This is a genomic window from Bradyrhizobium sp. LMTR 3 (assembly GCF_001693485.1).
GTDB lineage: Bacteria > Pseudomonadota > Alphaproteobacteria > Rhizobiales > Xanthobacteraceae > Bradyrhizobium.
In genome coordinates this window covers 87,283-113,581 of sequence record NZ_MAXC01000003.1, presented here as the reverse complement: position 1 = coordinate 113,581, position 26,299 = coordinate 87,283, and the positions used below count along the sequence as shown (strand labels likewise).

At 63.7% G+C, this 26,299-nt stretch carries 26 protein-coding genes; 16 read left to right on the top strand and 10 right to left on the bottom strand.

Features of this window, described 5'->3' with window-relative positions; translation table 11 throughout:
• Positions 1-130 precede the first annotated feature (130 nt).
• The 7 genes from LMTR3_RS03700 to LMTR3_RS03665 all read left to right on the top strand — a co-directional run bounded on the left by LMTR3_RS03700 (position 131) and on the right by LMTR3_RS03665 (position 6,535).
• The gene (locus tag LMTR3_RS03700) at positions 131-433 is read left to right on the top strand and encodes a hypothetical protein (protein WP_245319732.1); all 303 of its coding nucleotides are present in this window, start codon (positions 131-133) and stop codon (positions 431-433) included.
• Positions 434-664: 231 nt separating this feature from the next.
• Positions 665-1,606, top strand: coding sequence for a dioxygenase family protein (locus LMTR3_RS03695; protein ID WP_065743742.1), 942 nt, complete (start codon positions 665-667; stop codon positions 1,604-1,606).
• Positions 1,607-1,955: 349 nt separating this feature from the next.
• The gene (locus LMTR3_RS03685; protein ID WP_084029400.1) at positions 1,956-3,200 is read left to right on the top strand and encodes an amino acid ABC transporter substrate-binding protein; all 1,245 of its coding nucleotides are present in this window, start codon (positions 1,956-1,958) and stop codon (positions 3,198-3,200) included.
• A gap of 51 nt (positions 3,201-3,251) precedes the next feature.
• Positions 3,252-4,118: a branched-chain amino acid ABC transporter permease gene (locus LMTR3_RS03680; protein ID WP_245319730.1), complete on the top strand. Its 867-nt coding sequence runs from the start codon at positions 3,252-3,254 to the stop codon at positions 4,116-4,118.
• Entirely contained in the window at positions 4,115-5,080 is a 966-nt protein-coding gene (locus LMTR3_RS03675) for a branched-chain amino acid ABC transporter permease (RefSeq protein ID WP_065743738.1), read from the top strand. Before LMTR3_RS03680 ends, LMTR3_RS03675 begins: the two co-directional genes overlap by 4 nt.
• Positions 5,077-5,808 carry an ABC transporter ATP-binding protein gene (locus tag LMTR3_RS03670; protein ID WP_065743737.1) on the top strand — a complete coding sequence of 244 codons (732 nt, stop codon included), beginning with the start codon at positions 5,077-5,079 and terminating at the stop codon, positions 5,806-5,808. Before LMTR3_RS03675 ends, LMTR3_RS03670 begins: the two co-directional genes overlap by 4 nt.
• The gene (locus LMTR3_RS03665) at positions 5,798-6,535 is read left to right on the top strand and encodes an ABC transporter ATP-binding protein (protein WP_065743736.1); all 738 of its coding nucleotides are present in this window, start codon (positions 5,798-5,800) and stop codon (positions 6,533-6,535) included. The genes LMTR3_RS03670 and LMTR3_RS03665 overlap by 11 nt, the downstream gene beginning before the upstream one ends.
• A 24-nt stretch (positions 6,536-6,559) precedes the next feature.
• Here the strand turns inward: LMTR3_RS03665 and LMTR3_RS03660 are convergent, their stop codons facing one another.
• The 7 genes from LMTR3_RS03660 to LMTR3_RS03635 form a co-directional block, all read right to left on the bottom strand.
• On the bottom strand, positions 6,560-6,787 hold the full coding sequence (locus LMTR3_RS03660; RefSeq protein ID WP_065743833.1) for a hypothetical protein: 228 nt from the start codon (positions 6,785-6,787) through the stop codon (positions 6,560-6,562).
• A gap of 205 nt (positions 6,788-6,992) precedes the next feature.
• A complete protein-coding gene (locus LMTR3_RS03655; protein ID WP_065743735.1) occupies positions 6,993-8,423 on the bottom strand; it encodes a homospermidine synthase in 1,431 nt (476 codons plus the stop codon).
• Positions 8,424-8,465: 42 nt separating this feature from the next.
• Positions 8,466-8,855, bottom strand: coding sequence for a RidA family protein (locus LMTR3_RS03650; RefSeq protein WP_065743734.1), 390 nt, complete (start codon positions 8,853-8,855; stop codon positions 8,466-8,468).
• Between the two features lie 94 nt (positions 8,856-8,949).
• Positions 8,950-9,111 (bottom strand): hypothetical protein, encoded by a 162-nt coding sequence (locus LMTR3_RS38320; protein ID WP_176721814.1) that lies wholly within the window; start codon positions 9,109-9,111, stop codon positions 8,950-8,952.
• A 5-nt stretch (positions 9,112-9,116) separates the two neighbouring features.
• A complete protein-coding gene (locus LMTR3_RS03645; RefSeq protein ID WP_065743733.1) occupies positions 9,117-9,722 on the bottom strand; it encodes a GNAT family N-acetyltransferase in 606 nt (201 codons plus the stop codon).
• Positions 9,723-9,841: 119 nt separating this feature from the next.
• Positions 9,842-10,984 (bottom strand): type III PLP-dependent enzyme, encoded by a 1,143-nt coding sequence (locus LMTR3_RS03640; protein ID WP_065743732.1) that lies wholly within the window; start codon positions 10,982-10,984, stop codon positions 9,842-9,844.
• Between the two features lie 657 nt (positions 10,985-11,641).
• The gene (locus LMTR3_RS03635; RefSeq protein ID WP_065743731.1) at positions 11,642-11,902 is read right to left on the bottom strand and encodes a hypothetical protein; all 261 of its coding nucleotides are present in this window, start codon (positions 11,900-11,902) and stop codon (positions 11,642-11,644) included.
• A gap of 174 nt (positions 11,903-12,076) precedes the next feature.
• On the opposite strand from LMTR3_RS03635, the gene LMTR3_RS03630 reads away from it, so the two are divergent.
• The 4 genes from LMTR3_RS03630 (at position 12,077) to LMTR3_RS03615 (ending at position 16,659) form a co-directional block, all read left to right on the top strand.
• On the top strand, positions 12,077-14,170 hold the full coding sequence (locus LMTR3_RS03630) for a M3 family metallopeptidase (RefSeq protein ID WP_065743730.1): 2,094 nt from the start codon (positions 12,077-12,079) through the stop codon (positions 14,168-14,170).
• A gap of 112 nt (positions 14,171-14,282) precedes the next feature.
• Complete coding sequence (locus LMTR3_RS03625; protein ID WP_065743729.1) at positions 14,283-14,948, top strand: DUF1007 family protein; 666 nt, start codon at positions 14,283-14,285, stop codon at positions 14,946-14,948.
• A 14-nt stretch (positions 14,949-14,962) separates the two neighbouring features.
• Positions 14,963-16,033: a nickel/cobalt transporter gene (locus LMTR3_RS03620; protein WP_245319728.1), complete on the top strand. Its 1,071-nt coding sequence runs from the start codon at positions 14,963-14,965 to the stop codon at positions 16,031-16,033.
• A gap of 191 nt (positions 16,034-16,224) precedes the next feature.
• Positions 16,225-16,659, top strand: a complete 435-nt coding sequence (locus LMTR3_RS03615) for an acyl-CoA thioesterase (RefSeq protein WP_065743727.1) — start codon at positions 16,225-16,227, stop codon at positions 16,657-16,659.
• Positions 16,660-17,705: 1,046 nt separating this feature from the next.
• Here the strand turns inward: LMTR3_RS03615 and LMTR3_RS03610 are convergent.
• Positions 17,706-18,104 carry an MAPEG family protein gene (locus tag LMTR3_RS03610; protein ID WP_065743726.1) on the bottom strand — a complete coding sequence of 133 codons (399 nt, stop codon included), beginning with the start codon at positions 18,102-18,104 and terminating at the stop codon, positions 17,706-17,708.
• 101 nt (positions 18,105-18,205) lie between these two features.
• Between LMTR3_RS03610 and hemH the strand changes: the two genes are divergently transcribed.
• The 4 genes from hemH (at position 18,206) to LMTR3_RS03590 (ending at position 21,549) form a co-directional block, all read left to right on the top strand.
• Positions 18,206-19,240, top strand: a complete 1,035-nt coding sequence (gene hemH / locus LMTR3_RS03605; protein ID WP_065743725.1) for a ferrochelatase — start codon at positions 18,206-18,208, stop codon at positions 19,238-19,240.
• Between the two features lie 173 nt (positions 19,241-19,413).
• Positions 19,414-20,415: an SPFH domain-containing protein gene (locus tag LMTR3_RS03600; RefSeq protein WP_065743724.1), complete on the top strand. Its 1,002-nt coding sequence runs from the start codon at positions 19,414-19,416 to the stop codon at positions 20,413-20,415.
• Positions 20,416-20,451: 36 nt separating this feature from the next.
• Positions 20,452-20,898: an NfeD family protein gene (locus tag LMTR3_RS03595; protein ID WP_065743723.1), complete on the top strand. Its 447-nt coding sequence runs from the start codon at positions 20,452-20,454 to the stop codon at positions 20,896-20,898.
• A gap of 75 nt (positions 20,899-20,973) precedes the next feature.
• Positions 20,974-21,549, top strand: a complete 576-nt coding sequence (locus LMTR3_RS03590) for a carboxymuconolactone decarboxylase family protein (RefSeq protein ID WP_141686455.1) — start codon at positions 20,974-20,976, stop codon at positions 21,547-21,549.
• A 63-nt stretch (positions 21,550-21,612) separates the two neighbouring features.
• On the opposite strand, the gene LMTR3_RS03585 is transcribed toward LMTR3_RS03590, so the two are convergent.
• Positions 21,613-22,626 (bottom strand): KpsF/GutQ family sugar-phosphate isomerase, encoded by a 1,014-nt coding sequence (locus LMTR3_RS03585; protein ID WP_065743721.1) that lies wholly within the window; start codon positions 22,624-22,626, stop codon positions 21,613-21,615.
• Between the two features lie 192 nt (positions 22,627-22,818).
• Between LMTR3_RS03585 and LMTR3_RS03580 the strand changes: the two genes are divergently transcribed.
• Positions 22,819-24,522, top strand: a complete 1,704-nt coding sequence (locus tag LMTR3_RS03580; RefSeq protein ID WP_065743720.1) for an outer membrane beta-barrel protein — start codon at positions 22,819-22,821, stop codon at positions 24,520-24,522.
• Between the two features lie 169 nt (positions 24,523-24,691).
• Here the strand turns inward: LMTR3_RS03580 and LMTR3_RS03575 are convergent, their stop codons facing one another.
• A complete protein-coding gene (locus tag LMTR3_RS03575) occupies positions 24,692-26,149 on the bottom strand; it encodes a glutamate synthase subunit beta (RefSeq protein ID WP_065743719.1) in 1,458 nt (485 codons plus the stop codon).
• Positions 26,150-26,299 lie beyond the last annotated feature (150 nt).

Below are 26,299 nucleotides of genomic sequence, written 5' to 3'. Positions count from 1 at the left end.
GGCGTCTCGGACGGGTGCGAAGCAGGTTCCCCTCGGAACTATGCGCCTTGCCGGCCGTTGAGCCCACGAAACATTTTGTGGGTCGAACGATATGCCTGTCGATGCCCGTCAACGCAAATACCGAAGGGAAATGCTGGGCGCGTCCACGCTGATCGCGGTTGGCCTAATCATTTCGGCGCTGTCGCTGACCGAGATCGTGGCGCGTGATTCACAGCGCGTCGCGCAGGCGACGCCGCCGACGCAATCGACGCCAGACGCGGAAACCAAACCGCCCGCGCCGCCTGAGCCGGGCACGACCGGGCAAAGGCCGTCAGACATTCCGCCGCAGCCTGCCCGTCCCGACCCGGATGCGCAGAAGTCGGGTGCTCAGCCCGCGCTGCCGCCAGCGCCGGCGGAGAAGACCGCGCCGCCGATCCGCGAAAAGGAAAAATGATCCCACTGCCGTTGCGCTGATTGTGCAATCGCAAAATCGTGGGCTGAAGCCCCGCCGCGCTCGTTTGATGCGCAAATGTGTGGGCCATGTGACCTATTCGCCCGTATCAATTCGTAGGAGAGGGCGCAGGCCTCGCCTTCGAACGCCTTGTGTTGATCCCCAACAAGCGGTTAGGCTTGCTGCAAAACAGCCGGCAGGTCGAATAACAGCCGGCAGCTCAGGGAGTGACGCATGCGTGAGTTAACGCCGGAAACGATCACGGACGCCGTGCTCGACCAGATGGCGACGACGCCCGACCCTCGCCTGAAGGAGATCATGGCGTCGGCGGTAAAACATCTCCACGCCTTTGCCCGCGAGGTCAACCTGACGCCCGCGGAATGGATCAAGGGCATCGAATTCATGACCGCCGCCGGCAAGATGTGTTCGCCGGAACGGCAGGAATTCATCCTGCTGTCCGACACGCTTGGACTCTCGGCGCTCGTCAACGGCATGCACGACGCAACCGCGCTCGAGGAAGCCACCCACACCAGCCTGCTCGGCCCGTTCTACCGCGAGGCCACGCCGACGCTTGCAGCCGGCAGTTCGATCGCCAAGAATCCGAAGCCCGGCAGCGAGTGCGTGCTGTATGGCCGCGTCACCGATGCCGCGGGCAAACCGGTCGCGGGCGCCACTGTCTCGATCTGGCAGACCGGCGCCGACGGCCTCTATGACATCCAGGCCAGCGCGACCTCGGTCGACTACCGCGGTGTGTTCGCCACCGATGCCAATGGGTTCTATGTGCTGCGCACCGTCAAGCCGCTCGGCTATTCGATCCCGATGGATGGTCCGGTCGGCGCGATGGTGAAGGCGCAGGCGCGGCATGGCATGCGTCCGGCGCATATTCACTTCCTGGTCGGCGCAGCCGGCTATCGCGAACTGGTCACGGCGCTCTATCTGCGCGACGATCCCCATCTGGCCGATGATGTCGTGTTCGGCTCGTCCGGCGATCTTGCCGTCGACGTCGTGGCCAACGATCCGGACTGCCCGATCAAGGACATGCCGAGCATCCGCTTCGACATGCGGCTGTCGCGCGAAAGCGCCGCCGACAAGACCAGCGGGCGCGTCGGCGCCGATCCGTCGGCGATCATCAAGCAATCGGCCAAGAGTGAAACGGCAGCCGTCGGAGCCGGCTAAACCATGATGAAATTAGGCTTGATTGCGACCACGAAGAAGGTGCGCTCCCTCTCCCGCTTGCGGGGGAGGGTTGGGGTGGGGGTGTCTCCGCGGGCGACACTGCCCGAGTGGAGAGAGCCCCCACCCGGCGCTTCGCCAAAGCCGAGGCTTTGCCTCGGCGTCTCAGAGGCCGGCCACCGAAGGTGGCCTACGCCTCCCCCGCAAGCGGGAGAGGTAAAGCTCATCTGCGGCCAACTCATCCAACCAAGAATCACCATGCTCTAGCCTCGATCCAACCCAGCTATTTCGCGAGCGACCGGGCGGAGATCCGGCAAGCCGAAATGACATAACGATACACAAGGGGGAAGCAATGAAACGCAGAACATTCCTGGGCGGTGCAATGGCCGTCGCGGTGGTAGGGCACGGGTCGAGCGCGCTTGCCCAGCAGCCGCCGATCAAGATCGGCATGTCGATGCCGCAGACCGGCGGCCTCGCCGGCGGCGGCAAGGCGTCGCTGCTCGGCATCGAGATCTGGCGCGACGACGTCAATGCCAAGGGTGGGCTGCTCGGCCGCAAGGTCGAACTGGTCGTCTATGACGACAAGTCGAGCGCATCGGAGACGCCGGCGATCTACGCCAAGCTGGTCGACGTCGACAAGGTCGATCTCCTGTTCGCGCCCTATGCGACGGTGCCAACCGCGCCGATCATGCCGTTCGTCAAGCAGCGCGGCCTCTTGCTGATGGGGAATTTTTCGTTCCAGGTGAACAGCAAGGTCGGCCACGACATGTGGTTCAACAATGCACCCTGGGGGCCGGCCGATAGCTGGGCGGCTTCGTTCCTCGACCTGGCGCAAAAGGCCGGCGGCAAGAACATGGCGCTATTGACGGCGGATCAGGAGTTCGCGCAGAACCTCGCGCTCACCGCGCGGGACGTCGCCAAGAAGCGCAATATTCCGATCGTTTTCGATCAGGTCTACCCGCCGAACACGGTTGAGTTTTCGTCCATCATTCGTGCGCTGAAGGCGGCCAAGCCCGACATCGTCTATGTCGCGTCCTATCCGCCGGATTCGGCCGGCATCCTGCGTGCCGTGAACGAGATCGGGATCGGCGACAGCGTCAAGATTTTCGGCGGCGGCATGGTCGGCCTGCAATTTGCCGCCGTGATGTCGAACCTCGGATCGCTGCTCAACGGCGTCGTGAACTACAATACCTGGCTGCCGGAAAAGAGCATGTATTTCGACGGCACCAAGGAATTTTTTGACAAGTACACCAAGCGCGCCGTCGAGGCCAAGGTCGATCCGCTCGGCTACTATCTGGCGCCGTTCGGCTATGCGATGGGCCAGATGATCGAGGCGGCGGTCGGCGCGACCAAGTCGCTCGACCAGAAGGGCATCGCGAAATACCTGCGCGAGAACGAACACAAGACCATCGTCGGTCCGATCGCTTTTTCAGCCGATGGCGAGCGCAAGGAAACCGCGACGCTGCAGGCCCAGTTCCGCGGTGTGAAGGACAAGGATATCGAACAGTTCCGCTCCTCCGGCAGGCAGGTGATTCTATTTCCTGACAAATTGAAAACCGGAGAACTCATCACTCCCTTCGAGGCTGCCCGAAACTAGGCCTCGTGGCTTTTCCGGCTCAGGGCCAAGGGGGGACTTGAATTGTTTTCGATGGACCTGCTGCTTGGGGCAGTAGTGCTTGGTGTGCTGCTCGGCTGTTTCTATGCAGCCGTCAGCGTCGGCTTGTCCGTCTCGTTCGGCTTGCTCGACGTTCCCCATGTCGCGCATCCGGCGTTCCTGGTGCTGGCGTCCTATGGCGTGTACCAGCTCAACGAGAGCTATGACATCGACCCGTTGCTGGCGGGCCTCGCCATCACGCCGCTGTTCTTCCTGTTCGGCCTGCTGGCCTACCGCGTCTATTACGAAACCTTCGAGCGGCGCGGCAGCGATGCGGCCGTCCGCGGCATCGCGTTCTTCTTTGGCATCGCCTTCATCATCGAGGTGCTGATCATCCTGCAATTCGGCGTCGACCAGCGCTCGGTTTCCGCGACCTATATCGGCAAGTCGTGGCGGTTCGGCGAGTTTCGGATACCGATCCGGCAACTGGTGGCTTTCGCTGTGGCGTTGGCGCTGACGGTGCTGCTTGCCGTGTATCTGTCGAAAACCTTCATGGGCCGCGCGATCCGCGCCGTCGCGCAGGACGAGGAGGCGCTGCGGCTGATGGGCGCCAATCCGGTTCGCATCAAGCAATTTGCCTTCGGCATCGCCACCGCCGTGCTCGGCATCGCCGGCGCGCTCCTGATCATCGTGGCGCCGGTCGAGCCGACGCTCGATCGCGCCTATATCGGGCGGACCTTCTGCGTCGTCGTCATGGCCGGGCTCGGCAGCATCAGCGGCACGCTGATCGCCGCCATCATCCTCGGCGTCGCCGAATCCATCGTGCTGACGTTGTTCGGTGCCTCATGGGCGCCGGCGATCTCGTTCGCAATGCTGCTCGGCGTGCTCGCCGTCCGGCCGCAAGGTCTGCTCGGCCGATGAACAAGCGCAGCCACAGCATCGCATTCTGGGCCGCCGTCGCCGTCTTCCTGGTCGCCGTGTTGTCGATGACGCAGATCGTCCGCAACGAGTATCCGTTTTTTGCCGGTTACGTGATCCTGCAGTTCATCGCGCTTGCGGTTGCCTGGAGCATCCTCGGCGGCTACGCCGGTTACGTCAATTTCGGTACCAACGCCTTTTTCGGCGTCGGCGTCTATACGGCGGTAGCCCTGTTCAAGGCGACAGGTGCGCCGCTCGCGGTGCAGATCGCAGCCGCCGCTGTCGTCGGCATGACGCTCGGTTTTGGCGTTGGCCTCCTCACCTTGCGGATGCGCGGCATCTTCTTCTCGATCGCGACGATTGCGCTGGCGATCATCATCGAGACCTTTGTGATGAACTGGCGGTTCGTCGGCGGCGCGGCCGGCATCCAGATCCAGCGGCCGCCCGTGACGGCGCCGTTCGACAGCTATGTGAAGATGCTGTTTTTCGTGCAGGCCGTCCTGGTCGTCATCGCCGTCGCGATCGCGCGCTACGTCCAAAATTCCCGGATCGGCCGCGGCCTGCAGGCGCTCAGGGACGACGAGCTCGCCGCCGAATGCACGGGCGTGCCGACGCTGAAGTTGAAGCTGATCGCCTGCATGATCTCGGGCGCGCTGATCTCCGCGGCCGGCGCGCCCGCCGCCATGTACCTGCAATATGCCGATCCGTCCTCGGCGTTCAACCTGAGCTACTCGGTCTCGGCGTTGGCGATGGCGCTGATCGGCGGCACTGCGCACTGGATCGGACCTGTGTTAGGGGCCATCCTGCTCGGCTCGACGCAACAGCTTCTCGCCGTGACCATCTCCTCGGAGGTCAACGTGCTGGTGCTCGGCATCATGCTGGTGCTGTTCGTGGTCGGCGCGCCGAAGGGCATCATTGGGCTGTTGCGGCCGCGCTATCGTCTGCGCGCGGGGGGCAAGCAATGAATACAGCCGCCGACGCACCCCTGCTGCAAGTAGGGACCCTGACAAGGACCTTCGGCGGCTTCACCGCGCTCGACAATATCAGCGTCGACATCAGAAAGGGCGAACGGTTCGGCCTGATCGGCCCGAACGGCTCGGGCAAGACCACGCTGATCAACTGCATCTCCGGGGCGTTGAAGCCGCAGGTCGGCAGCGTGGTGTTCTGCGGCGAGAACATCACGCAACTGCCGCCGCACTTACGCGCGCGCCGCGGCATCGCCCGCAGCTTCCAGATTCCGCGGCCGTTCAGGAGCATGACGGTGCTGGAAAACCTCATGGTCGGGCTCGACTTCGCCGCCGCCGGTTCAGCCGCGGCGGAGGAAGAAATCGCGATGTCGATCCTGACGCGGATGGGGCTCGCCTCGAAAGCCGGCGCCGCGAGCGCCACGCTGAGCCAGGTGGAGCTGCGCAAGATGGAGCTCGCCCGCGCGATGGCGGTGCGTCCGAAGCTTTTGATTTCGGACGAGGCGATGGCGGGGCTGTCGTCTTCCGAAGTCGACGAGGTGCTCGACCTCCTGATCAGCCTTGGCGAGGAAGACATCACCATCATCATGATCGAGCACATCATGCAGGCGGTGATGCGCTTTTCGGAACGGGTGATGTGTCTCGACGCCGGAAAAATCATCGCGCTCGGCGCGCCTGGCGAGGTGATGGCCGACAAGCGGGTGCAGGAGGCCTATCTTGGCACTTAGCCTTGCCATCGAAGGCCTCGATGCCGGCTACGGCGCCGTCAAGGCGCTGCGCGGCGTCACGCTGCATGTCGAGGCCGGCGAGACCGTGGCCTTGCTCGGCACCAACGGCAACGGCAAGAGCACGCTGATGAAGTGCGTCATGGGCCTGGTGCGCCCGGATAGCGGCCGGCTTGCGCTGTCGATCGACGGCGCGGCGCATGACCTCACAAAGCTCTCGCCGGAGGCGATCGTCGATCTCGGCGTGGCGCTGGTGCCGGAGGGGCGGCGGCTGTTTCCCAAGCTGACGGTGACGGAAAACCTGATGCTCGGTGCATTCAGGAGAATGGCCCGCAGCGCCATCCAGCAGAATCTCGCGCTCGTCTTCGACACCTTTCCGGTGCTGAAGGAGCGGCGCAGCCAACTCGCAGGCACCATGTCCGGCGGACAGCAGCAGATGCTGGCGATTGCGCGCGCGCTGATGTCGTCGCCGCGGCTATTGCTGATCGATGAGCCGTCGGTCGGGCTGTCGCCGTTACTCGTGTCGCAGACCATTGCCAAGATCGGCGAGCTCAAGCAGCGCGTCGGACTGACGGTGCTGATGGCGGAGCAGAATTTCAACCAGGCGATCCGGATCGCCGACCGCGGCTACATCATCGTTCACGGCGAGATCGCGGTGGCTGCGCAGTCGGTCGATGAATTGAGGGCCAACGATATCGTCAAGCGGCTCTATCTCGGCGGCGTCGCGTAACGGAGATCCGCCGCAGGGGTGCGACTATTGTGCGCCCCTGAGCGTGCAGGCGGTCGAGCAGGTCACTACCACGCCGCGCTCGCAGGCGATGCACACCGCGACGCATTGCTTCTTGTCCTTGGGATTGTACTGGCTGAAAAGCTTGCGGGCGCAATTGTCGATCGAGCCCGTGACGTCGGCATTGCTGCCGCTCTCGGGCGTGCACGACGCCAGTGCCGCCGCCGACAGCACGATGGCAATGATGCTGCGCATGTTGCTCGCTCCATCGAGGGAGCCGCCGCTCAAAAGCTTGGCGACGGCCCAAGGGCCCTCGCAGAAATTCACCCTTCAGGATGGCGCGATTGGATTAATCGACTGTTTACACGGTGCCGGGATCCCGTGCGTAGTTCTACGCCGGTCGAGTCCATGGAAGAACAATGTGCGCTGCAGCGGGAGCTGCAGCGCCTCTGTTGCGGTGTTACCGCACCAGCACGTTCCTGAACTGCCAGGGATCCGACGTGTCGATATCCTCCGGGAACAGGCCGGGCCGGTCCGACAGCGGCGTCCAGTCGGTGTAAAACCCCTTCACCGGGCCGAGATACGGCATCTGGATTTCGAGGCAGCGGCGGAAATCCATCTCGTCGGCCTCGACGATGCCGGCCTCGGGGTTTTCCAGCGCCCACACCATGCCGGCCAGCACCGCCGACGACACCTGCATGCCGGTGGCGTTCTGGTAGGGCGCGACGAGGCGGGTCTCCTCGATCGAGAGCTGCGAGCCGTACCAGTAGGCGTTCCTGGCGTGGCCGTAGAGAAGGACGCCGAGTTCGTCGATGCCGTCGACGATCTCGTGCTCGTCCAAAATGTGCCAGCTCGGCTGCATCTTGCCGGTGGAGCCGAACATCTCGTGCAGCGACAGCACCGCGTCGTTGGCGGGGTGGTAGGCATAGTGGCAGGTCGGGCGATAGACGACCCTGTTTCCGTCATGCAGGGTGAAGTAGTCCGCAATCGAGATCGACTCGTTGTGGGTGACGAGGAAGCCGTATTGCGGCCCCGGCGTCGGGCACCACGAGCGCACGCGGGTGTTGGCGCCGGGCTGCAGCAGATAGATCGCTGCCCCGCAGCCCTCGGTATGCTCGCGGCCGTTGTTTGGCATCCATCTTTCATGCGTGCCCCAGCCGAGCTCGGCCGGCTGCATGCCTTCGGACACAAAACCCTCGACCGACCAGGTGTTGACGAACACGTTCATCGGCTTCGGATTTCTGGAGCGCTGGGTGTCGCGCTCGGCGATATGGATACCCTTCACGCCAAGCTTGTGTGCGAGTTGGCCCCAGCCCTCCCGGCTCTTCGGTTCGTTGAAGGGCGTGTTGGTATCACGGGCGATGTCGAGCAGCGCCTGCTTGACGAACCAGGACACCATGCCGGGGTTGGCGCCGCAGGTGGAGACCGCGGTGGTGCCGCCCGGGCTCTTTCGCTTGGCGGCGAGCAGGGTCTCGCGCAGGGCGTAGTTGGAGCGCTTCTCGGGACCGATGTTCTTGTCGAAATAAAAGCCTGCCCAAGGCTCCACCACGGTATCGATGTAGAGCGCGCCGATCTCTCGGCACATCGTCATGATGTCGACCGAGGAGGTGTCGACGGAGAGATTGACGCAGAATCCTTGGCCGCCGCCGGCGGTGAGCAGCGGAATCAGCAGCTCGCGGTAATTGTCTCGGGTCACAGCCTGTTTGACAAAGCGTACACCGTGCTTGCTGGCGAGCTCGCCGTCATCATGCGGGTCGATGATGACAAGGCGCTCCTTGTCGTAGTCGAAATGGCGCTCGATTAAAGGCAGCGTGCCTTTGCCGATCGAGCCAAAGCCGATCATGACAATCGGGCCAGTGATTTTCGCGTGAATTTTCGCGAGTGCGCTCATCAGTCGGTCTCCAGAAAGCAGAAACTGGCGGGAATGGAAGGATCAGGCGGTGCGCCGTTTGGCCGTCACTTCGATCTCGATCTTCATCTCGGGCTTGTAGAGGCCGGCGACCACCAGCAGGGTCGTGGCCGGACGGATCTCGCCGAAGACTTCGCCGCAGACGGCAAAGAAGGCGTCCGCATCGGCAATGTCGGTGATGTAGTAGGTGGCGCGGACGATGTCGGCCATCGCAAAGCCGCCTTCCTTGAGCGCCGCCTCGATGTTCTTAAAGCAGTTGCGTGCCTGGCTTGTGACATCGGCCGGGATGACCATGGTCGTGTAGTCGTAGCCGGTGGTGCCGGCGACGAAGGCGAAATCGCCGTCGATGACGGCGCGGCTGTAGCCGGCGGTCTTCTCGAACGGCGAGCCGGTGGAAATCAGGCGGCGGGGCATCGGAACCTCGATCTTGGGAACGATCCTGGGAAGGATCCGGCGGGATGGGCGCGGTTTAAGGGCTTTTCCCCGGCGCGCGCAACCCCCGGCGGCGTCACCGGGAATGCCGGGTGAAGTCGGAGGCCGGCGGCGCGCCGGCGCTCCAGCGACGCCCGAGAATGTCCCTGACGATCATGACCGAGATCATGACCAGGAGGACCGTCGTGACGACGCTGCGCCAGCGCGGGCGCACGGCGGCGGGAGGGCTCTCCGACATGGCTTTCAGGCCACGCGCGGCAGGAGCAAGGCCTTCGTCTTCCTGGCCCGCACTGCCTTTGTTTTCGTCAAGCGTGCACCGGTCGGAACGATCATGCCGCAGGCGCCGTCGAGCGCGCCTTCGCAAAACTCCAGGCCGAGCAGGCGGTCGCGCTCGAAGGCGCCCGGCAGCGCCAGCTCGCCGGTCTTCGCGGCCGAGAAGCCGAAGCGGCCGTAGTATGGCGCATCGCCCAGCAGGACTACCGCGCGATGGCCACGCGCCTTCGCCGCCGCGAGCGCGTGGTCCATCAGCGCAGCCCCGACCCCGAGCTGGCGGGAGGAAGCCTCCACCGCCAGCGGGCCGAGCATGAGCGCCGGGATGCCCCCAGCGCTGACGTGCCACAACCGAACGGTCCCGACCAGCCGGCCCTTGCTCACGGCCGAAAGGCTGAGGCCTTCGGCGGGCGTGCGTCCGTCGCGCAGGCGCTGGCAGGCGCGCATATGGCGGTTGTCGCCAAAGCAGGCATCCAGCAGCGCTTCACGCGCCGTGACGTCCGAGGCCCGCTCCGCACGGATCGCGAACGGAGCGGCATCGGAGATGAGGGCTTGAGTGGTCTTCCGCAAAGCAGTCATGGCACGTCAGTCCCCGCTCGCAACGGCAAGCTTGCCGCGCAAAGCGTTGTCAAAAATTCGCAAATGACGGGGAGGGAGCCGTCGCACCGGCTCCCGCTATTCGAGCCTCTAACGAGGCGTCAGATGTGGTACGTCCTGAGCGGCGGGATGCCGTTGAACGCCACCGACGAGTAGGTCGACGTATAGGCACCGGTGCCTTCGATCAGCAGCTTGTCGCCGATCTCGAGCGTCACCGGAAGCGGGTACGGCATCTTCTCGTACAGCACGTCGGCGCTATCGCAGGTCGGTCCTGCGAGCACGCACGGCGTCATCTCCGCGCCGTCATGCGGCGTGCGGATGGCGTAGCGGATCGACTCGTCCATCGTCTCGGCGAGACCGCCGAACTTGCCGATGTCGAGATACACCCAGCGCACCTCATCCTCGTCGCTCTTCCTGGAGATCAGGACGACTTCGGTCTCGATGATGCCGGCGTTGCCGACCATGCCGCGGCCCGGCTCGATGATGGTCTCCGGGATCTGGTTGCCGAAGTGCTTGCGCAGCGCACGGAAGATCGACCGGCCGTATTGCAGGACCGGAGGAACGTCCTTGAGGTACTTGGTCGGGAAGCCACCGCCCATGTTGACCATGGACAGGTTGATCCCGCGCTCTGCGCAGTCCCGGAACACCGTCGAGGCCATCGCCAGCGCGCGGTCCCACGCCTTCACCTTGCGCTGCTGCGAGCCGACATGGAACGAGATGCCGACCGGCTCCAGCCCCAGACGCTTGGCGAGGTCGAGCACCTCGACCGCCATCTCCGGGTCGCAGCCGAACTTCCGCGACAGCGGCCATTCGGCGCCGGCGCAGTCATAGAGGATGCGGCAGAACACTTTTGCGCCGGGAGCGGCACGCGCGATCTTCTCGACTTCGGCGGCGCAGTCGACCGCGAACAGGCGAATGCCGAGCGCGAAGGCGCGCGCGATGTCGCGCTCCTTCTTGATCGTGTTGCCAAAGGAGATGCGGTCCGGCGTCGCACCGGCAGCCATCGCCATTTCGATTTCGGCAACGGTTGCGGTGTCGAAGCAGGAGCCCATGGAGGCGAGCAGCGACAGCACTTCGGGGGCCGGATTGGCCTTCACCGCGTAGAACACGCGGCTGTCGGGCAGCGCCTTGGCAAAGGTCTGGTAATTGTCGCGCACGACTTCGAGGTCGACGACGAGGCACGGCTCGGTGTCCTGGCCCTCGCTGCGGCGGTTACGCAGGAATTCCTGAATACGTTCGGTCATAGCACCCTCCAAACGGCCTTTGCGACAAGGACCCGTTCAAATTTGATCTCGGACGTGAGTGCTCTGGCGTTGCCGCACGATGGAGACGCGACGAAGCCTCGAACTCAAGAACCGAATTGTGCTGCCGTGGATTGGTTGGGAATTTTCCCGCCCGCTCACCTGGCAATGAAGGACAAGCCTTTTCAGTAGCCCGCGCCGGCGGTGGAATGCCGGTAGAGACCAAAAAAGCCCGATCCGTCGTTGCTTTAAGTCGCGTCCCCCGTTGAGAGCGGGGTGCGCCGGTTCGCCTCCGGCTGCCAGTCACGGTTGCAAAGGATGGAGGGACCTTCAACGGCATCTCTTGAGAGAGATGCTGGCCACTCGAACAGGAGCGACCCTCGGTTCTTCATCCCTTGGCGGCTGTCCGGCCTCTTGTCCGGATACCTACCGACTGACACACGACCACAGGCACGTGCGAAATTGGGCAAGGCTGGAAATAAGACTTTTGATTCTGCTGCGCAAGAATTTTTTTAGGCTGGGGACAAATTTCCCCGACGTGTGCTTACGAAAGCGTTCGCAGCGTCACGGCTCACGACAAACATGAATGGAAGTTAAGATTTTCTTGGACAGGCGATGAACGCTTTAGCGCCTGTGCCGCAGCGCTTTCTTGAACGCGCGTCAGGCGCGCTTGAAGAACGGCTCGATGCGCTGTGCGCCGCGGATGAACGCCACCATGATCATCACGCCGATGCCGAACAGCACCGCCTGGAGGATGTGCGCGCTGGTGTCGTCGAGGCCGAACAGGATCGCGAGCGCCCAGCCGCCGGCAAACGCCGCGCCGAACACTTCCGCGCCGATCAGGATCGCTGCCGAAATGACGGTGATGACGCTCGGCCAGACGATCTGGCGGGAGGATGTGGAGGCGGGCTGTGGGCTCATGAAAAAGGTCCTGTTATGGGGGCGCAATCTCTCCGAAAAGGCCCTCGCTATCAAGCGCAAAAGGCCCAAAAATGCCGCATCGCGTGCTATAGATTGCCGCATCTTCTGGAGCGTTTTCGAGCGAAATCGGTACCGGTTTCAGCCCAAGAAAACGAGGCAAAAACGGGAATTGTGATGTCAGAAACCCTGCAGACGGCGGCCCCTTCGGAAGCTGGCGAAAACCCGCTGCTCCGGCCGTGGCAGACGCCGTTCGAGACACCGCCCTTCAGCGAGATCCAGCCGGAACACTTCCTGCCCGCCTTCGAGCAGGCCTTTGCCGATCACGCCGCCGAGATCGCGGCGATCACCCATGATCCCACGGTGCCGGACTTCGCCAACACCATCACGGCGCTGGAGCGCTCGGGCAAGCTGCTCGCGAAGGTCGCTGCCGTGTTCTACGATCTGGTCTCGGCGCATTCCAATCCGGCGATCCTGGAGATCGACAACGAAGTCTCCTTGCGCATGGCGCGGCACTGGAACCCGATCATGATGAACGCGGTGCTGTTCGGCCGTATCGCGCTGCTGCACGAGAACCGCGCCACGCTCGGCCTGACCGGCGAACAGATGCGGCTCCTGGAGCGCACCTACACCAACTTCTACCGCGCCGGCGCCGGCCTCGACGAGGTCGCCAAGAAGCGCCGGGCCGAGATCAACGAGCGGCTGGCCCAGCTCGGCACCTCGTTCAGCCACCATCTGCTCGGCGACGAGCAGGACTGGTTCATGGAGCTCGGCGAGGACGACGATCGTGCCGGCCTTCCCGAGGCCTTCGTCGCCGCGGCCAAGGCCGCCGCTGAAGAGCGCGGCATGGCGGGCAAGGCGATTGTGACGCTGTCGCGCTCCTCGGTCGAGCCGTTCCTGAAGAGCTCCTCCCGCCGCGACCTGCGCGAGAAGGTCTTCAAGGCCTTCACCGCGCGGGGCGACAATGGCAACGCCAACGACAACAACGCCACCATCGTCGAGATCCTCGCGCTCCGCGAGGAGGCCGCCAAGATCATGGGCTTTCCGACCTACGCCGCCTACCGGCTGGAGGATTCCATGGCCAAGACGCCTGAGGCGGTGCGCAGCCTCCTGGAGCGGGTCTGGAAGCCGGCCCGGGAGCGGGCGCTCGCCGACCGCGACGCGCTGCAGGCGCTGATCGCGGAGGAGGGCGGCAACTTCGCGCTCGCCCCGTGGGACTGGCGCTACTACGCCGAAAAGCTGCGGCAGCGGCGGGCCGATTTCGACGACGCGGCGATAAAGCCCTATCTGGTGCTCGATCACATGATCGAGGCCGCCTTCGACTGCGCCACCCGCCTGTTCGGGATCACCTTCTCCGAGCGCAAGGACATTCCGGTCTGGCATCCGGATGTCCGGGTCTGGGAGGTCAAGGACGCCGCCGGCAAGCACAAGGCGCTGTTCTATGGCGATTATTTCGCCAGGCCCTCAAAGCGCTCCGGCGCCTGGATGACCTCGCTGCGCGACCAGCAGAAGCTCGACGTCGACGTCGCCCCGCTGATCATCAATGTCTGCAATTTCGCCAAGGGCGCGGACGGCCAGCCGTCGCTGCTGTCGCCGGACGACGCGCGCACCCTGTTCCACGAGTTCGGCCACGGCCTGCACGGCATGCTGTCCAATGTGACTTATCCCTCGCTGTCGGGGACATCGGTGTTCACCGATTTCGTCGAGCTGCCCTCGCAGCTCTACGAGCATTGGCAGGAGCAGCCGCAGGTGCTGCGGCAGTTCGCCAGGCACTACCAGACCGGCGAGCCGCTGCCGGACGACCTGCTGCAGCGCTTCCTCGCCGCGCGAAAATTCAACCAGGGCTTTGCCACCGTGGAGTTCGTCTCCTCGGCGCTGGTCGATCTCGAATTCCATACCCAGCCGGCCGCCGCCAGCCGCGACGTGGCTGCGTTCGAAAAGGCGGAGCTGGAGAAGATCGGCATGCCCGCCGAAATTGCGCTACGGCACCGGCCGACCCAATTCGGCCACATCTTCTCCGGCGATCACTACGCATCGGGCTACTACAGCTACATGTGGTCGGAAGTGATGGATGCCGACGCCTTCGGCGCGTTCGAGGAGGCCGGCGATATCTTCGATCCCGCGGTGGCAAAACGCCTGCACGACGACATCTATTCGTCGGGCGGCTCGCGCGACCCCGAGGACGCCTATGTCGCCTTCCGCGGCCGCGAGCCGGAGGCCGACGCGCTGCTGCGCCGTCGCGGACTGCTCGAAGCAACGCCGGCGGCTTGAGGATGCGCGCGACCTTCTCCGTCGTCCCTGCGAACGCAGGGACCCATAACCCCGGATATTCGTCGTAAAGGAACAGCCTTTGCCACACTGCCAAAAAGAGAGAGCGCGGCGTATGGGTCCCTGCGTTCGCAGGGACGACATCTTGCGTGTGCTGTTCGGATTGTTGGGCGTGATCGTCGCGTTTTCGCTCAGCACAGCCGCGGCCGAGGCCCATCCCCATGTCTGGATCACCGCCAGGAGCGAGGTGGTCTACGCGCCCGACGGCGCGATGACGGGTGTGCGTCACGCCTGGACGTTCGATGACATGTTCTCGACCTACGCGCTGCAGGGTGTCGCGACCAAGACCAAGGGCGTCTATACCCGCGAGGAACTGGCGCCGCTGGCACAGACCAATGTCGAGTCGCTGAAGGACTTCGCCTATTTCACCTTCGCCAAAGCCGACGGCAAGAAGACGAAATTCGAGGAGCCGGTCGACTATTATCTCGAATACAAGGACAGCGCGCTGACGCTGCATTTCGTGCTGCCGCTGAAGGCGCCGGCGACCTCCAAGCAGGTGGCGCTGGAGGTGTTCGATCCCTCCTACTTCATCGACTTCACGTTCGACGACAAGGACCCCATCAAGCTGATCGGTGCGCCCGCCGCCTGCCAGATGCAATTCCAGCGGCCGAACGACCAGACCGCCAACACCCAGCGCCTGAACGAGCAGAACTTCTTGAACGGCGACAATTCCAACTATGGCGCGATGTTCGCCAACAAGATCACGGTGAACTGTCCGTGAGGCGGATGCTCCCCATGGGCCTCGCGCGGGGTATCGCAATGACGGCCGCGGCGATCACGGCCGTCGTGATTTTCGATGCTGCCTTGCATGCGCTGATGGCGCAGAATCCGTTCGGTGGTCCACGTCCGGCGGCCGAGCCGCAGGTCGGCGGCGTGATCGGATGGATTTTGGCCAAGCAATCCGAATTCTACCGCGAAATGTCCGCCACCATCCGCGCGGCGAAATCGGACGGCAGCGCGGTCTGGACGCTGCTTGGAATCTCCTTTGCTTACGGCATTTTTCATGCCGCCGGCCCCGGCCACGGCAAGGCCGTGATCTCGTCCTATCTTGTCGCCAATGAGGAAACGGCGCGGCGTGGCATCGTGCTGTCGTTCGCCTCGGCGTTCTTGCAGGCGCTGGTGGCGGTCGCGATCGTGGCCGTCTTCGCCTGGCTGCTCTCTTCCACCGCCAAGACGATGTGCTCTGCGGAGAAGGCGATCGAGATCGTCAGCTACGCGCTGATCGCGGCGCTCGGCGCCCGGCTGGTCTGGACCAAGGGCGGCGGCTTTATGCGCGCGCTGCAGGCAAAGCCGGAGCTGGCGATGGCGTCGGCCACGGCCCACGACCACGGCCACGCCCATCATTATCATCATGATCGCGGCGATCATCACGGCGATGGTCATGACCATGATCACGGCCATGCCCATGTTCATGACGAGCATTGCGGCCATTCGCACGGGCCGACACCGGACCAACTCGCCGGTCCCGGCGGCTGGCGGCGCGGCTTGGGGACGATCTTTGCCGTGGGCATGCGGCCGTGCTCGGGTGCTATCCTGGTGCTGGTATTCTCGCTGGCGCAGGGTCTGTTCCTGGCCGGCATCGCCGCGACCTTCGTGATGGGTCTCGGGACCGCGATCACGGTCGCCGCCATCGCCGTGATCGCCGTATCGGCGAAGGGCCTGGCAAAGCGGCTGAGCGCCGGGCGCGAGGGCGGCGGCGCGCTGATCATGCGCGGCATCGAATTCGGCGCCGCCGGCCTGGTGCTGCTGTTCGGCCTCGGCCTGTTGTTCGGCTATCTCGCCGCCGAACGCGCGACGTGTCTCTAACTTCTACGCCGTCATTCCGGGGCGTGCGAAGCACGAACTATGGTGCGCAATTGCGCACCAGAGAATCTCGAGATTCCGGGTCTGGTCCTTCGGACCATCCCGGAATGACGACCGAGAGCACGGAGCCCCGGCTTTATGAAGCCAGCCCGCTGCGCTATGCAGGCGGCTGAACACGCAAAGCCGGGAATCCCATGTCACGCGAGCAATTCTGGTTCTTTCACCCGTTCCGGGTGCGCTATTCCGAAATCGACGGCCAGGGCGTCGTCTTCAACGCGCACTACCTGACCTATTTCGACACCACCATATCAGAATATTTTCGCGCGCTCGGCTATGACCAATATGCCGACGCCAGGAAATCCGGCGTCGATTTCCACGTCGTCAGATCCGTCATCGAATACAAGGCGCCGGTCCGGTTCGACTGGGAGCTCGACGTCGGCGCGCGGGTGGCGCGGATCGGTAATTCGAGCCTCACCTTCGAACTCGCGATTTTTCGGAAAGGTGGCGGTGACGCGCTCGTGACCGGCGAGATCGTCTGGGTCAACACCGATCAGCAAACCCATCGCCCGGTCCCGATATCGAAAGCGATCCGCGACCTGATCGCGACGCGGGAGCGGCATTTGGGCTGATGAGCTGTTCGCTTCCGTCGTATCGAATCTATCCACGTCATTGCGAGGAGCGAAGCGACGAAGCAATCCATGGCGGCGCTTGCTGAAGCATGGATTGCTTCGCTTCGCTTGCAATGACGTGGATAGCACGGGTGCAAATCTCGTAGGGTGGGCAAAGGAGCGCTAGCGACGTGCCCACCCTCTATCATCGAACTCGCTGCTTGATGGTGGGCACGCTTGCGCTTTGTCCACCCTACGAACTGGCAAGGTAACACGATGCGCAAATCACTTCTGATTTTCAGAAATAGTGTCAAGCCCAAGAAACAGAAAGAATCGAAAATATTCCGCTTCACGCGAGAGGCAAATCAGTCGCATATTTCCGCCCGTCTCACCCATTGAGGGGCGCTCGCGATCGTCACGAACGTGCGGTGAGATGCGATGGACGCGGAATGCGCAAGGCGTAGGCGCCTGAAGCGTACGGCGAAGTCGTGTGGTCCTGATGTCGCGGTGCTGGCATTAAGTCCTCAAGAAGCGAAGCTTCTCGGGGGCGACGGTGGCAAAAGAGCCGTTCGCCGGGGAGAGCACGAAGTAAGCCGTAAAGCCATTGCGCAGGGAAGGCCGGGATGCTCCCGCTGTACCTGTATGCTCGTGTGCGCTTTTGCTATGCGCAATTGCACACGAGACCGCGGGTGCGGCAAGCACCCGGTCTTCCCTGCGCCCTCTGATCAAGAGGGCGGGAAGTGGAGAGCAAACCTCGGACGCACTGCGCCGCGAGATCGCGAATTCATATTCGGTCGTCGTCACCCGCGAAGGCGGGTGACCCAGTATCCAGAGACGTCAATGATTGAACCGAGAAGCCGCGGATTACTGGATCCCCGCCGGAGCCTGTCATTCGGGCGCGCATTCGCGCGACCCGTTGGCGGGGATGACAGTCGAGTATTGCGTCGCTATCTCCCCGTCATTGCGAGCGCAGCGAAGCAATCCATCTATCCCCGAGCTGAGGTGTGGATTGCTTCGCTCCGCTCGCAATGACGGTGAAAGCGCACAGCATGACGGCCAGTCCCACCCTACACCGGCAAATATCCCTTGATCGCCGGCAGAAAGAAAATTGCGATGTTGATCGCGAACCCGAGGGTCCAGAGAATCGAGCGCAGCGTTGGGCGGTTGCCGAGATAGGTGAAGACATAGGCGATCCGCACGATCACGAAGAGAATCGCGAGTTCGTCGATCAGGCGCTGCGGCCCGAGCCGAAACTCCGCCAGCAGCACAGCGACTGCAAAGAACGGAAAGGCCTCGATGCCGTTTTGATGCGCGCCAAGTGCGCGGGCGCGGATCGGGTCCTGGTAGAAGGCGGGATCGCGCGGCTTGGCATTGTCGAAACGGCCGTAGGCGGCCCATTTGACCGATGCGATCGTCAGCAGATACAGCAGCAGCGTTCCGAAAACGCACCATTCGGCGATCGTCATGGTTCCTCCCCGCGCACGCGCGCCCAGCCGCCATTTGGGAAGCGTAGCGAACCGGCGGTTATCTTGACAAGGATGGTGCAACGCGCGAAGCCATCGAAATCATGACCGCGGTCGTTCCCCCCAGAAATGCAACGGCACCGGCAATCCAGCCGCAACGCATCGGCGTACTGCTGGTCAATCTCGGCACGCCCGATACCGCCGATGCCCAGGGGGTGCGGGTCTATCTGAAGGAATTCCTCTCCGACCCCCGCGTGATCGAGGATCAGGGCCTCGTCTGGAAAGCGATCCTCAACGGCATCATTCTGCGGGTGCGTCCCAGTCGAAAGGCGCGCGACTACCAGAAGATCTGGAACGCCGAGAGAGGCGAATCCCCGCTCAAGACCATCACACGGTCGCAGGCCGACAAGCTCGCGGCGGCGATCGCCGATCGCGAGCACGTCGTGGTCGATTGGGCGATGCGCTATGGCAATCCGTCGATCCGCTCGCGCATCGATGCCCTGGCTGCGCAAGGCTGCGATCGCCTGCTGGTGGTGCCGCTCTATCCGCAATATTCCGCGGCGACCTCGGCGACGGTCTGCGACGAGGTGTTTCGCGCGCTCGCCGACATGCGCGCGCAGCCGACGCTGCGGGTGAGCCCGCCTTACTATGACAATCCCGATTACATCGAAGCGCTCGCCGTCTCGATGTCAGAACATCTGGCGGCCCTGCCATTCCAGCCCGAACTGATCGTGGCGTCGTTTCACGGCATGCCGCAGAAATATGTCGACAAGGGCGATCCCTATTACACGCAGTGCGTCGCAACGACGGAAAGCTTGCGCAAGCGGTTAGGCCTTGATGCCTCCAAACTGGTCCTGACATTTCAATCGCGCTTCGGCAGCGACGAGTGGCTGCAGCCCTACACCGACAAGACCATCGAAAAATTGGCGAAAGACGGCGTGAAACGCATTGTGGTGGTGACGCCCGGCTTCGCCGCCGATTGCCTGGAGACGCTGGAGGAGATTGCGCAGGAAAACGCCGAGATCTTCAGGCACAATGGCGGCGAGCAGTTTTCCGCAATTCCCTGCCTGAACGACAGCGAGCCCGGCATGGACGTGATCCGCCAACTCGTTTTGCGCGAGCTTCAAGGCTGGATTTAACCACATCAACAACCAACTCGCCGTTCGGGCCCAAGAACATCTGGTGGCCCGCAAACCATTCCCTAGCTATATAACCATAAACTGAGAACAGCCGGCTGAACCGGGCCTACGCCGTTGCAGACAAATGAGAGATCGCGCCGGGCAACGTACCTTGCCGGCCCTGGAGGGACTTTATGAGTGGCTTCGACATTTTCGCGATTGCCTTTGTTCTGCTTGTCATTGCCACATTGTTCGCGGGCGTCAAAACGGTGCCGCAGGGCTATGATTGGACCATCGAGCGGTTCGGCAAATACACCCGCACGCTGTCGCCGGGGTTGAACCTCATCATTCCCTATTTCGACCGCGTCGGCCGCAAGATGAACATGATGGAGCAGGTGATCAACATTCCCGAGCAGGAGGTGATCACCAAGGACAACGCCACCGTGACGGTGGATGGCGTCGCTTTCTTCCAGGTGTTCGACGCCGCGAAAGCGAGCTACGAGGTCGCCAATCTCGAGCAGGCCATCATCGTCTTGACCATGACCAACATCCGCTCGGTGATGGGTTCGATGGATCTCGACCAGGTGCTGTCGCATCGCGACGAGATCAACGAGCGGTTGCTGCGCGTGGTCGACGCGGCCGTCTCGCCATGGGGGCTCAAGGTCAACCGCATCGAGATCAAGGACATCGTGCCGCCGGCCGACCTGGTCGAGGCGATGGGCCGGCAGATGAAGGCCGAGCGCGTCAAGCGCGCCGACATTCTGCAGGCCGAGGGCCAGCGCCAGTCGGAAATTTTGCGCGCGGAAGGCGCCAAGCAGGGTCAGATTTTGCAGGCCGAAGGCCGCCGCGAAGCCGCATTCCGCGACGCCGAAGCGCGCGAGCGCCTGGCGGAGGCGGAAGCCAAGGCGACGCAGATGGTCTCCGAATCGATCGCCAAGGGTGATGTCGCAGCGTTGAACTATTTTATCGCCGACAAGTACATCAAGGCGTTCGGACAGTTCGCGGATTCGCCGAACCAGAAGATCCTGATGATCCCGCTGGAAGCAACCAGCGTGCTGTCCTCGCTCGCCGGCATCGGCGAGATCGCCAAGGCGACGTTCGGCGAAAGTGCCGCTTCCGCTGCGGCCGCCGCACGGCGGACATCGTCGGTGCCGAACACCGGTCCCACCCCGCCGCCGGTTACGCCGCAGCGGTAAGAGCTTGATCTGGAAGATTGATTAGAGGTTCGTGTCATGGCCGAGATATTTTCGACGTTGGGCACCTGGAATTGGCTGATCTTCGGCTTCGTCCTGATGGCGCTGGAATTGCTCGCGCCGGGTGTCTTCATGTTCTGGCTCGGGCTCGCGGCGCTATTGGTCGGGCTCGTGTCGTTTGCGATCAGCCCGTCCTGGCAGACGCAACTCCTGATGTTTGCGGTATTCGCGGTTGCCGCGGTACCGGCGTGGCGGCACTTTGCGCGCAGCGAGGGCAGCCGCAGCCTGAGCAACCCGTTTCTCAACAACCGGACCAAGGCGCTTATCGGCCGCGAGTTCACGCTGGAAAAGCCGATCGTCGACGGCACCGGCACCGTGCGGATCGACGACACGATCTGGCGCGTCGCAGGCCCCGACGCGCCGGCCGGCAGCCGGGTCAAGGTGGTGCAGGCCGATGGCGCCAGCCTGACGGTGGCGGTGGCTTAGCTTCCCGTCACCTCCTTGCATTGTGCTACAAAAAGCGTAGCTTTGCTACTGTATCAGTAGCAAAGGAGTTGGCCCGTGTCACAAACCATGCCGCGCATCGCGCCACTTGAGCCGCCTTATGCACCTGACATTGCCGAGCAGTTCGACCGCATCATGCGCGGCGCGCCGCCGCTCGTGCTGTTTCGCGTCATGGCCGGCAATGCGCGCGCCTGGGAGAAATTCCGCGACGGCAGCCTGCTGGATCGCGGGCCGCTCAGTTTACGGGAACGCGAGATCGTCATCGACCGCACCTGCGCGCGAACAGGCTGCGAGTACGAATGGGGCGTGCATGTCACGACGTTCGCGGAAGCCGCGCATCTGACGGAAGAGCAGGTCCGCGCCACCGTGCTCGGCGCCGCCACCGACGCATGCTGGTCGCCGGCCGAGCAGGCCCTGATCGCCGCGGTCGATGCGCTGCACGAGCGCGCCACGCTTGATGACGCCGAATTCGCGGCGCTGTCGGCGCACTACGACGAGGCGAAAATATTCGAGATCATCCTGCTGTGCGGATTCTATCGCACCGTGTCGTATCTCGCGAACGGACTGGCGCTGCCGCTGGAGGAGAACGCGGCGCGGTTTCCGCTCCGACCGTCATTCCGGGGCGATGCGTAGCATCGAACCCGGAATCTCGAGGTTCCGGGTTCACGCTTCGCGTGCCCCGGAACGACGGGGACCCTACGCCACGCCCGCGCGCAGGAAATCGTGCAGGTGCACGATGCCGATCGGCTTATTGGCGTCGGTCACGATCAGTGTCGTGATCTTCGAGGAGTTGAGGATCTCCAGCGCCTCGCCGGCCAGCACGTCGCGGTCGATCGTCTTCGGATTCCTCGTCATCACCTCGTCGACGGTGGCCGACATGAGCTGCGGCCCCATATGGCGGCGCAAATCGCCGTCGGTGACGATGCCGACGATGTGTCCGCGTGCGTCGACAATACCGACACAGCCAAAGCCCTTGGACGTCATCTCGACCAGCGCCTCGGACATCTTGGTGCCGAGCGGCTTCAGCGGCACCGCGTCGCCGGTATGCATGAGGTCGCGGGTGTATTTGAGGAGCGCGCCGAGCTTGCCGCCGGGATGCAGCACGCTGAAATCGACCGAGGTAAAGCCGCGGCCTTCCAGCAATGCGATCGCCAGCGCGTCGCCGAGCGCCAGCATCATCAGGGAGGAGGTGGTCGGCGCGAGGTTGTGCGGGCAGGCCTCGCGCGCCTTCGGCAGCGTCAGCGCGATGCCGGCCGCCTTGGCGAGGGAAGATTCGCGCTCCGCCGTCATGGCGATCACGGGAATGCGGAAGCGCTTGGCATAGGTGATCAGATTCTTCATCTCCGGCTGCTCGCCGGACCACGATAGCGCCAGGATGACATCGTCCGGCGTGATCATGCCGAGGTCGCCATGGCTCGCTTCGGCCGCATGGACGAAGAAGGCGGGCGTGCCGGTGGAGGCGAAGGTCGCGGCGATCTTGCGGCCGATATGGCCCGACTTGCCGAGCCCGGTGACGATCAGCCGTCCCTTGGCGTTCCGGATCAGATCGACGGCGGCGACAAAGGGTGCGCGAAGGTCGGACTGCAGCGCCGCCGCGATCGCGGCGATGCCGCTGCCCTCGGCATCGAGCGTGCGCAGCGCCGATAGGACGGCGGCATCAGCGGGTTCAGAGCCGGATGATTGTACCATCAGCGGATTCGGATTGGCCATGTCTGCCCCAGGGAAGGAGGGCTTCGCGCCCCGAACCCCTGCATAGCATGGGCTGTCCGGGGAAGCGACGCGGGCTGCCGCCCTCAACGGCTCATTAACCATAATTGTTTTAACTCCATTAACGACGTGTTCCGCGAGCGTTCGGCGTGCGTCCACCAAGTGTCTGTTTTTGTTGGGGTATATTTTATCGTGATGGCGGGGCCTGCATCGGGCCGGAACGGCCGCGCGCGCCTCTTCCGCGCAGCCTTGCCGTGCCTTGCGCTGATCGCCCTGACCGGAACCGCAGCGCGAGCGCAAACCGTCACCCCGGACCTGTTCAGCTCAAGGCGCACCAGTCAGATGCTGCCGCCCGATTCGCCGCTGCGCCGGACGGCGGCAGAGGTGAACGATCCTCTCAACAGCCCGAAGCTGCAAGAGAGCGACAAGCCCGCGCCGTCGCGGATCGGACAGATCCCGAAATACGGTCTGCCGGCCGCGAGCGGCGCAGCCGACATCGGCTACGATTCGCTCAACCGCAAGCGCAAGAAACCGAAATACTATCCGGGGCAGGCGAAGCCGAAGCCGCCGGTCGGACCCGGTAGTCCGCCGCCGCCGATTGCGGCGAACGCGCGGCTTCGGCTGTCGATTCCCCCATCGGAATCAGCGCACAAAACCCCGATCCCGCCGGCGATGGCGGGAGCGGTGGTGGGACAGCCGCCGCGCAAGCGTCTCAGGATCGATGACGATCCGTTCGGCGCGGTCGGCGACTACGCCGGCAGCTTCCTGATCAAATCCGCGGTCGAATTCTCGAGCGGCTACGACACTAATCCCGGCCGGCTCGTCCCAGCGCAAGGCAAGCCGTTCTATGTGATCGCGCCGGAATTTTTGGCGGTCTCCGACTGGGAGCGCCACGCGCTGGTGGCCGATCTCCGCGGCTCCTTCACCGGCTACGGCAGCAATCTCACGCCGAACGCGGACGGCACGCCGCTGTCGGCGCCGCTCGATGTCGACCGGCCCAACTTCATCGGCCATGTCGACGGCCGGCTCGACGTCAGCCGCGACACCAGGCTGACCGCGCAGGGACGCTTGTTCGTCTCGACGGACAATCCCGGCAGCCCGAACGTGCAGGCTGGCCTTGCCAGATATCCGATCTACACCACGCTGGGCACCACTATCGGCGTCGACCAGAGCTTCAACCGGCTGCAGGTTTCCGCCGGCGCCACCGTCGACCGCACCGACTATACCAATTCGAAGCTCACCGATGGCACTTCGACGACCAACGACGACCGCAACTTCAACCAGTACGGCGGCGTCGGCCGCGTCAGCTATGATTTGAAGCCGGGCATAAAGCCGTTCGTGGAAGTGCAGGGCGACAGCCGCGTGCATGACGTCAGGCTCGACCGCAGCGGATTTGCGCGCGATTCCAGTGGCGGCTACGTCAAGGGCGGCACCAGCTTCGAATTCTCGCGGCTATTGACCGGCGAAATCGCCGTCGGCTATGCCGCGCGCGACTACGTCGATCCGAGGCTCGATCGCCTGGAAGGCCTGCTCGTCTCGTCCTCGCTGGTTTGGACCGCAACGCCGCTGACGACGGCAAAATTCTATTCCGACACCACGATCACGGAGACCACGCTGCCAGGCACGTCGGGCGTCCTGACGCATGTCTACACCGTCGAAGTCGACCACGACTTCCGCCGCTGGCTGACCGCGATCGGCAAGTTCACCTGGGGTTCGCTCGACTATCAGGGCAATCCGAGGCGCGACAAGATCTACGCGGTGTCAGGCGAGGCCATCTACAAGATGAACCGTAATGTCTGGCTCAGGGGTACGCTGCGGCGCGACTGGCTGGATTCGAACCTGGCGGGGAACAGCACGGCGTCGACGGTGGTGATGCTGGGGGTGAGATTGCAGAACTGAGGGCTGCTCTCGCACCGCCCTCCACTTGTCATGCCCCGCGCAGGCGGGGCATCCAGTACGCCGCGGCTTTATGTGAATTTCACGGACGTCTCTGGAATACTGGATCACCCGCCTTCGCGGGTGATGACAGCTTGCGTGATGGCCGATGTTACGTCGAGTAACGCGCAGCCTAGCGCGGGAGCGTCGTCGTCCCCATCAGATACTGATCGATCGCTCGCGCGCACAGGCGGCCTTCGCGGATTGCCCACACCACCAGCGATTGCCCGCGGCGCATGTCGCCTGCGGAGAAGACGTTCGGCAGCGAGGTCTTGTAGTCGGCCATGTTGGCGCGGACGTTGCCGCGCTGGTCGAGGTCGACGCCGAGCGTCTTCAGCATGCCTTCGTGTACCGGATGCACGAAGCCCATGGCGAGCAGCACGAGCTGCGCTTCGAGCTCGAATTCGGTGCCCGCAATCGGTTTGAACTTGTCGTCGACTTTCACGCAATGCAGCTTTTGCACCTTGCCGTCGATACCGGAGAATTTTTGCGTCAGCACGGCGAATTCGCGGCTCGCGCCCTCGGCCTGGCTCGACGAGGTCCGCATCTTCAACGGCCAGTTCGGCCAGGTCACACCCTTGTTCTCGTGCTCGGGTGGCGCCGGCATGATTTCGAGCTGAGTTACGGACTTCGCACCCTGCCGGAACGAGGTTCCGATGCAGTCGGAGCCGGTGTCGCCACCGCCGATCACGACGACATGCTTGCCGCCGGCCAGGATATCCTTGACGTCGCCGAGCGGCTCGGAGGAGACGCGGCGGTTTTGCTGCGGCAGGAAGTCCATCGCAAAATGGATGCCGTCGAGATCACGGCCGGGGATCGGCAGATCGCGGCCGGCTTCGGCGCCGCCGGTCAAGGCTACCGCGTCATACTGGTTGAGCAGCTCGCGCGGATCGATCGCGCCTTGTGAAGTGCCGCCGATATGGACGCCGTAATGGAACGTCACGCCCTCGGCCTCCATTTGCGTCACGCGGCGGTCGATGATGTGCTTTTCCATCTTGAAATCGGGAATGCCGTAACGAAGCAATCCGCCGGCCTTGGCGAACTTCTCGTAGACGTGGACGTCGTGGCCGGCGCGCGCGAGCTGCTGCGCGGCCGCAAGGCCTGCAGGTCCGGAGCCGACGACCGCGACCTTCTTGCCGGTCTTGGCCGGCGCGACTTCCGGCTTCAGCCAGCCATTGTCCCAGGCGCGGTCGACGATCGCGCATTCGATCGTCTTGATGGTGACCGGGTTGTCGTCGATGTTCAGCGTGCAGGATGCCTCGCACGGCGCCGGGCAGATGCGGCCGGTGAACTCCGGGAAATTGTTGGTCGAGTGCAAGTTGCGCGAGGCTTCTTCCCAGTTGCCCTGATAAACGAGGTCGTTGAAATCGGGGATCTGGTTATTGACCGGGCAGCCCGGCGTACCCGGCGCCACCGAGCCGGTGCCGTGGCAATAGGGGATGCCGCAGTTCATGCAGCGCGCGGCCTGGTCGCGGGTGTCCTTCTCGCTCAGCGGAATGACGAATTCGCGATAATGCTTCAACCGCTCGGCGACCGGCGCATACTTGCGTTCGTTCCGGTCGATCTCGAGGAAACCTGTGATCTTGCCCATTAAACCCTGATGCCCCTGCATCTCTCGTTCGTCTGTTCGCTCGACCCTCATCCTGAGGAGCGGCATGCGCCGCGTCTCGAAGGATGAAGGCCCGTGTGTTGGCCTCACGGTTCGAGACGGCGCTTCGCGCCTCCTCACCATGAGGGTTTA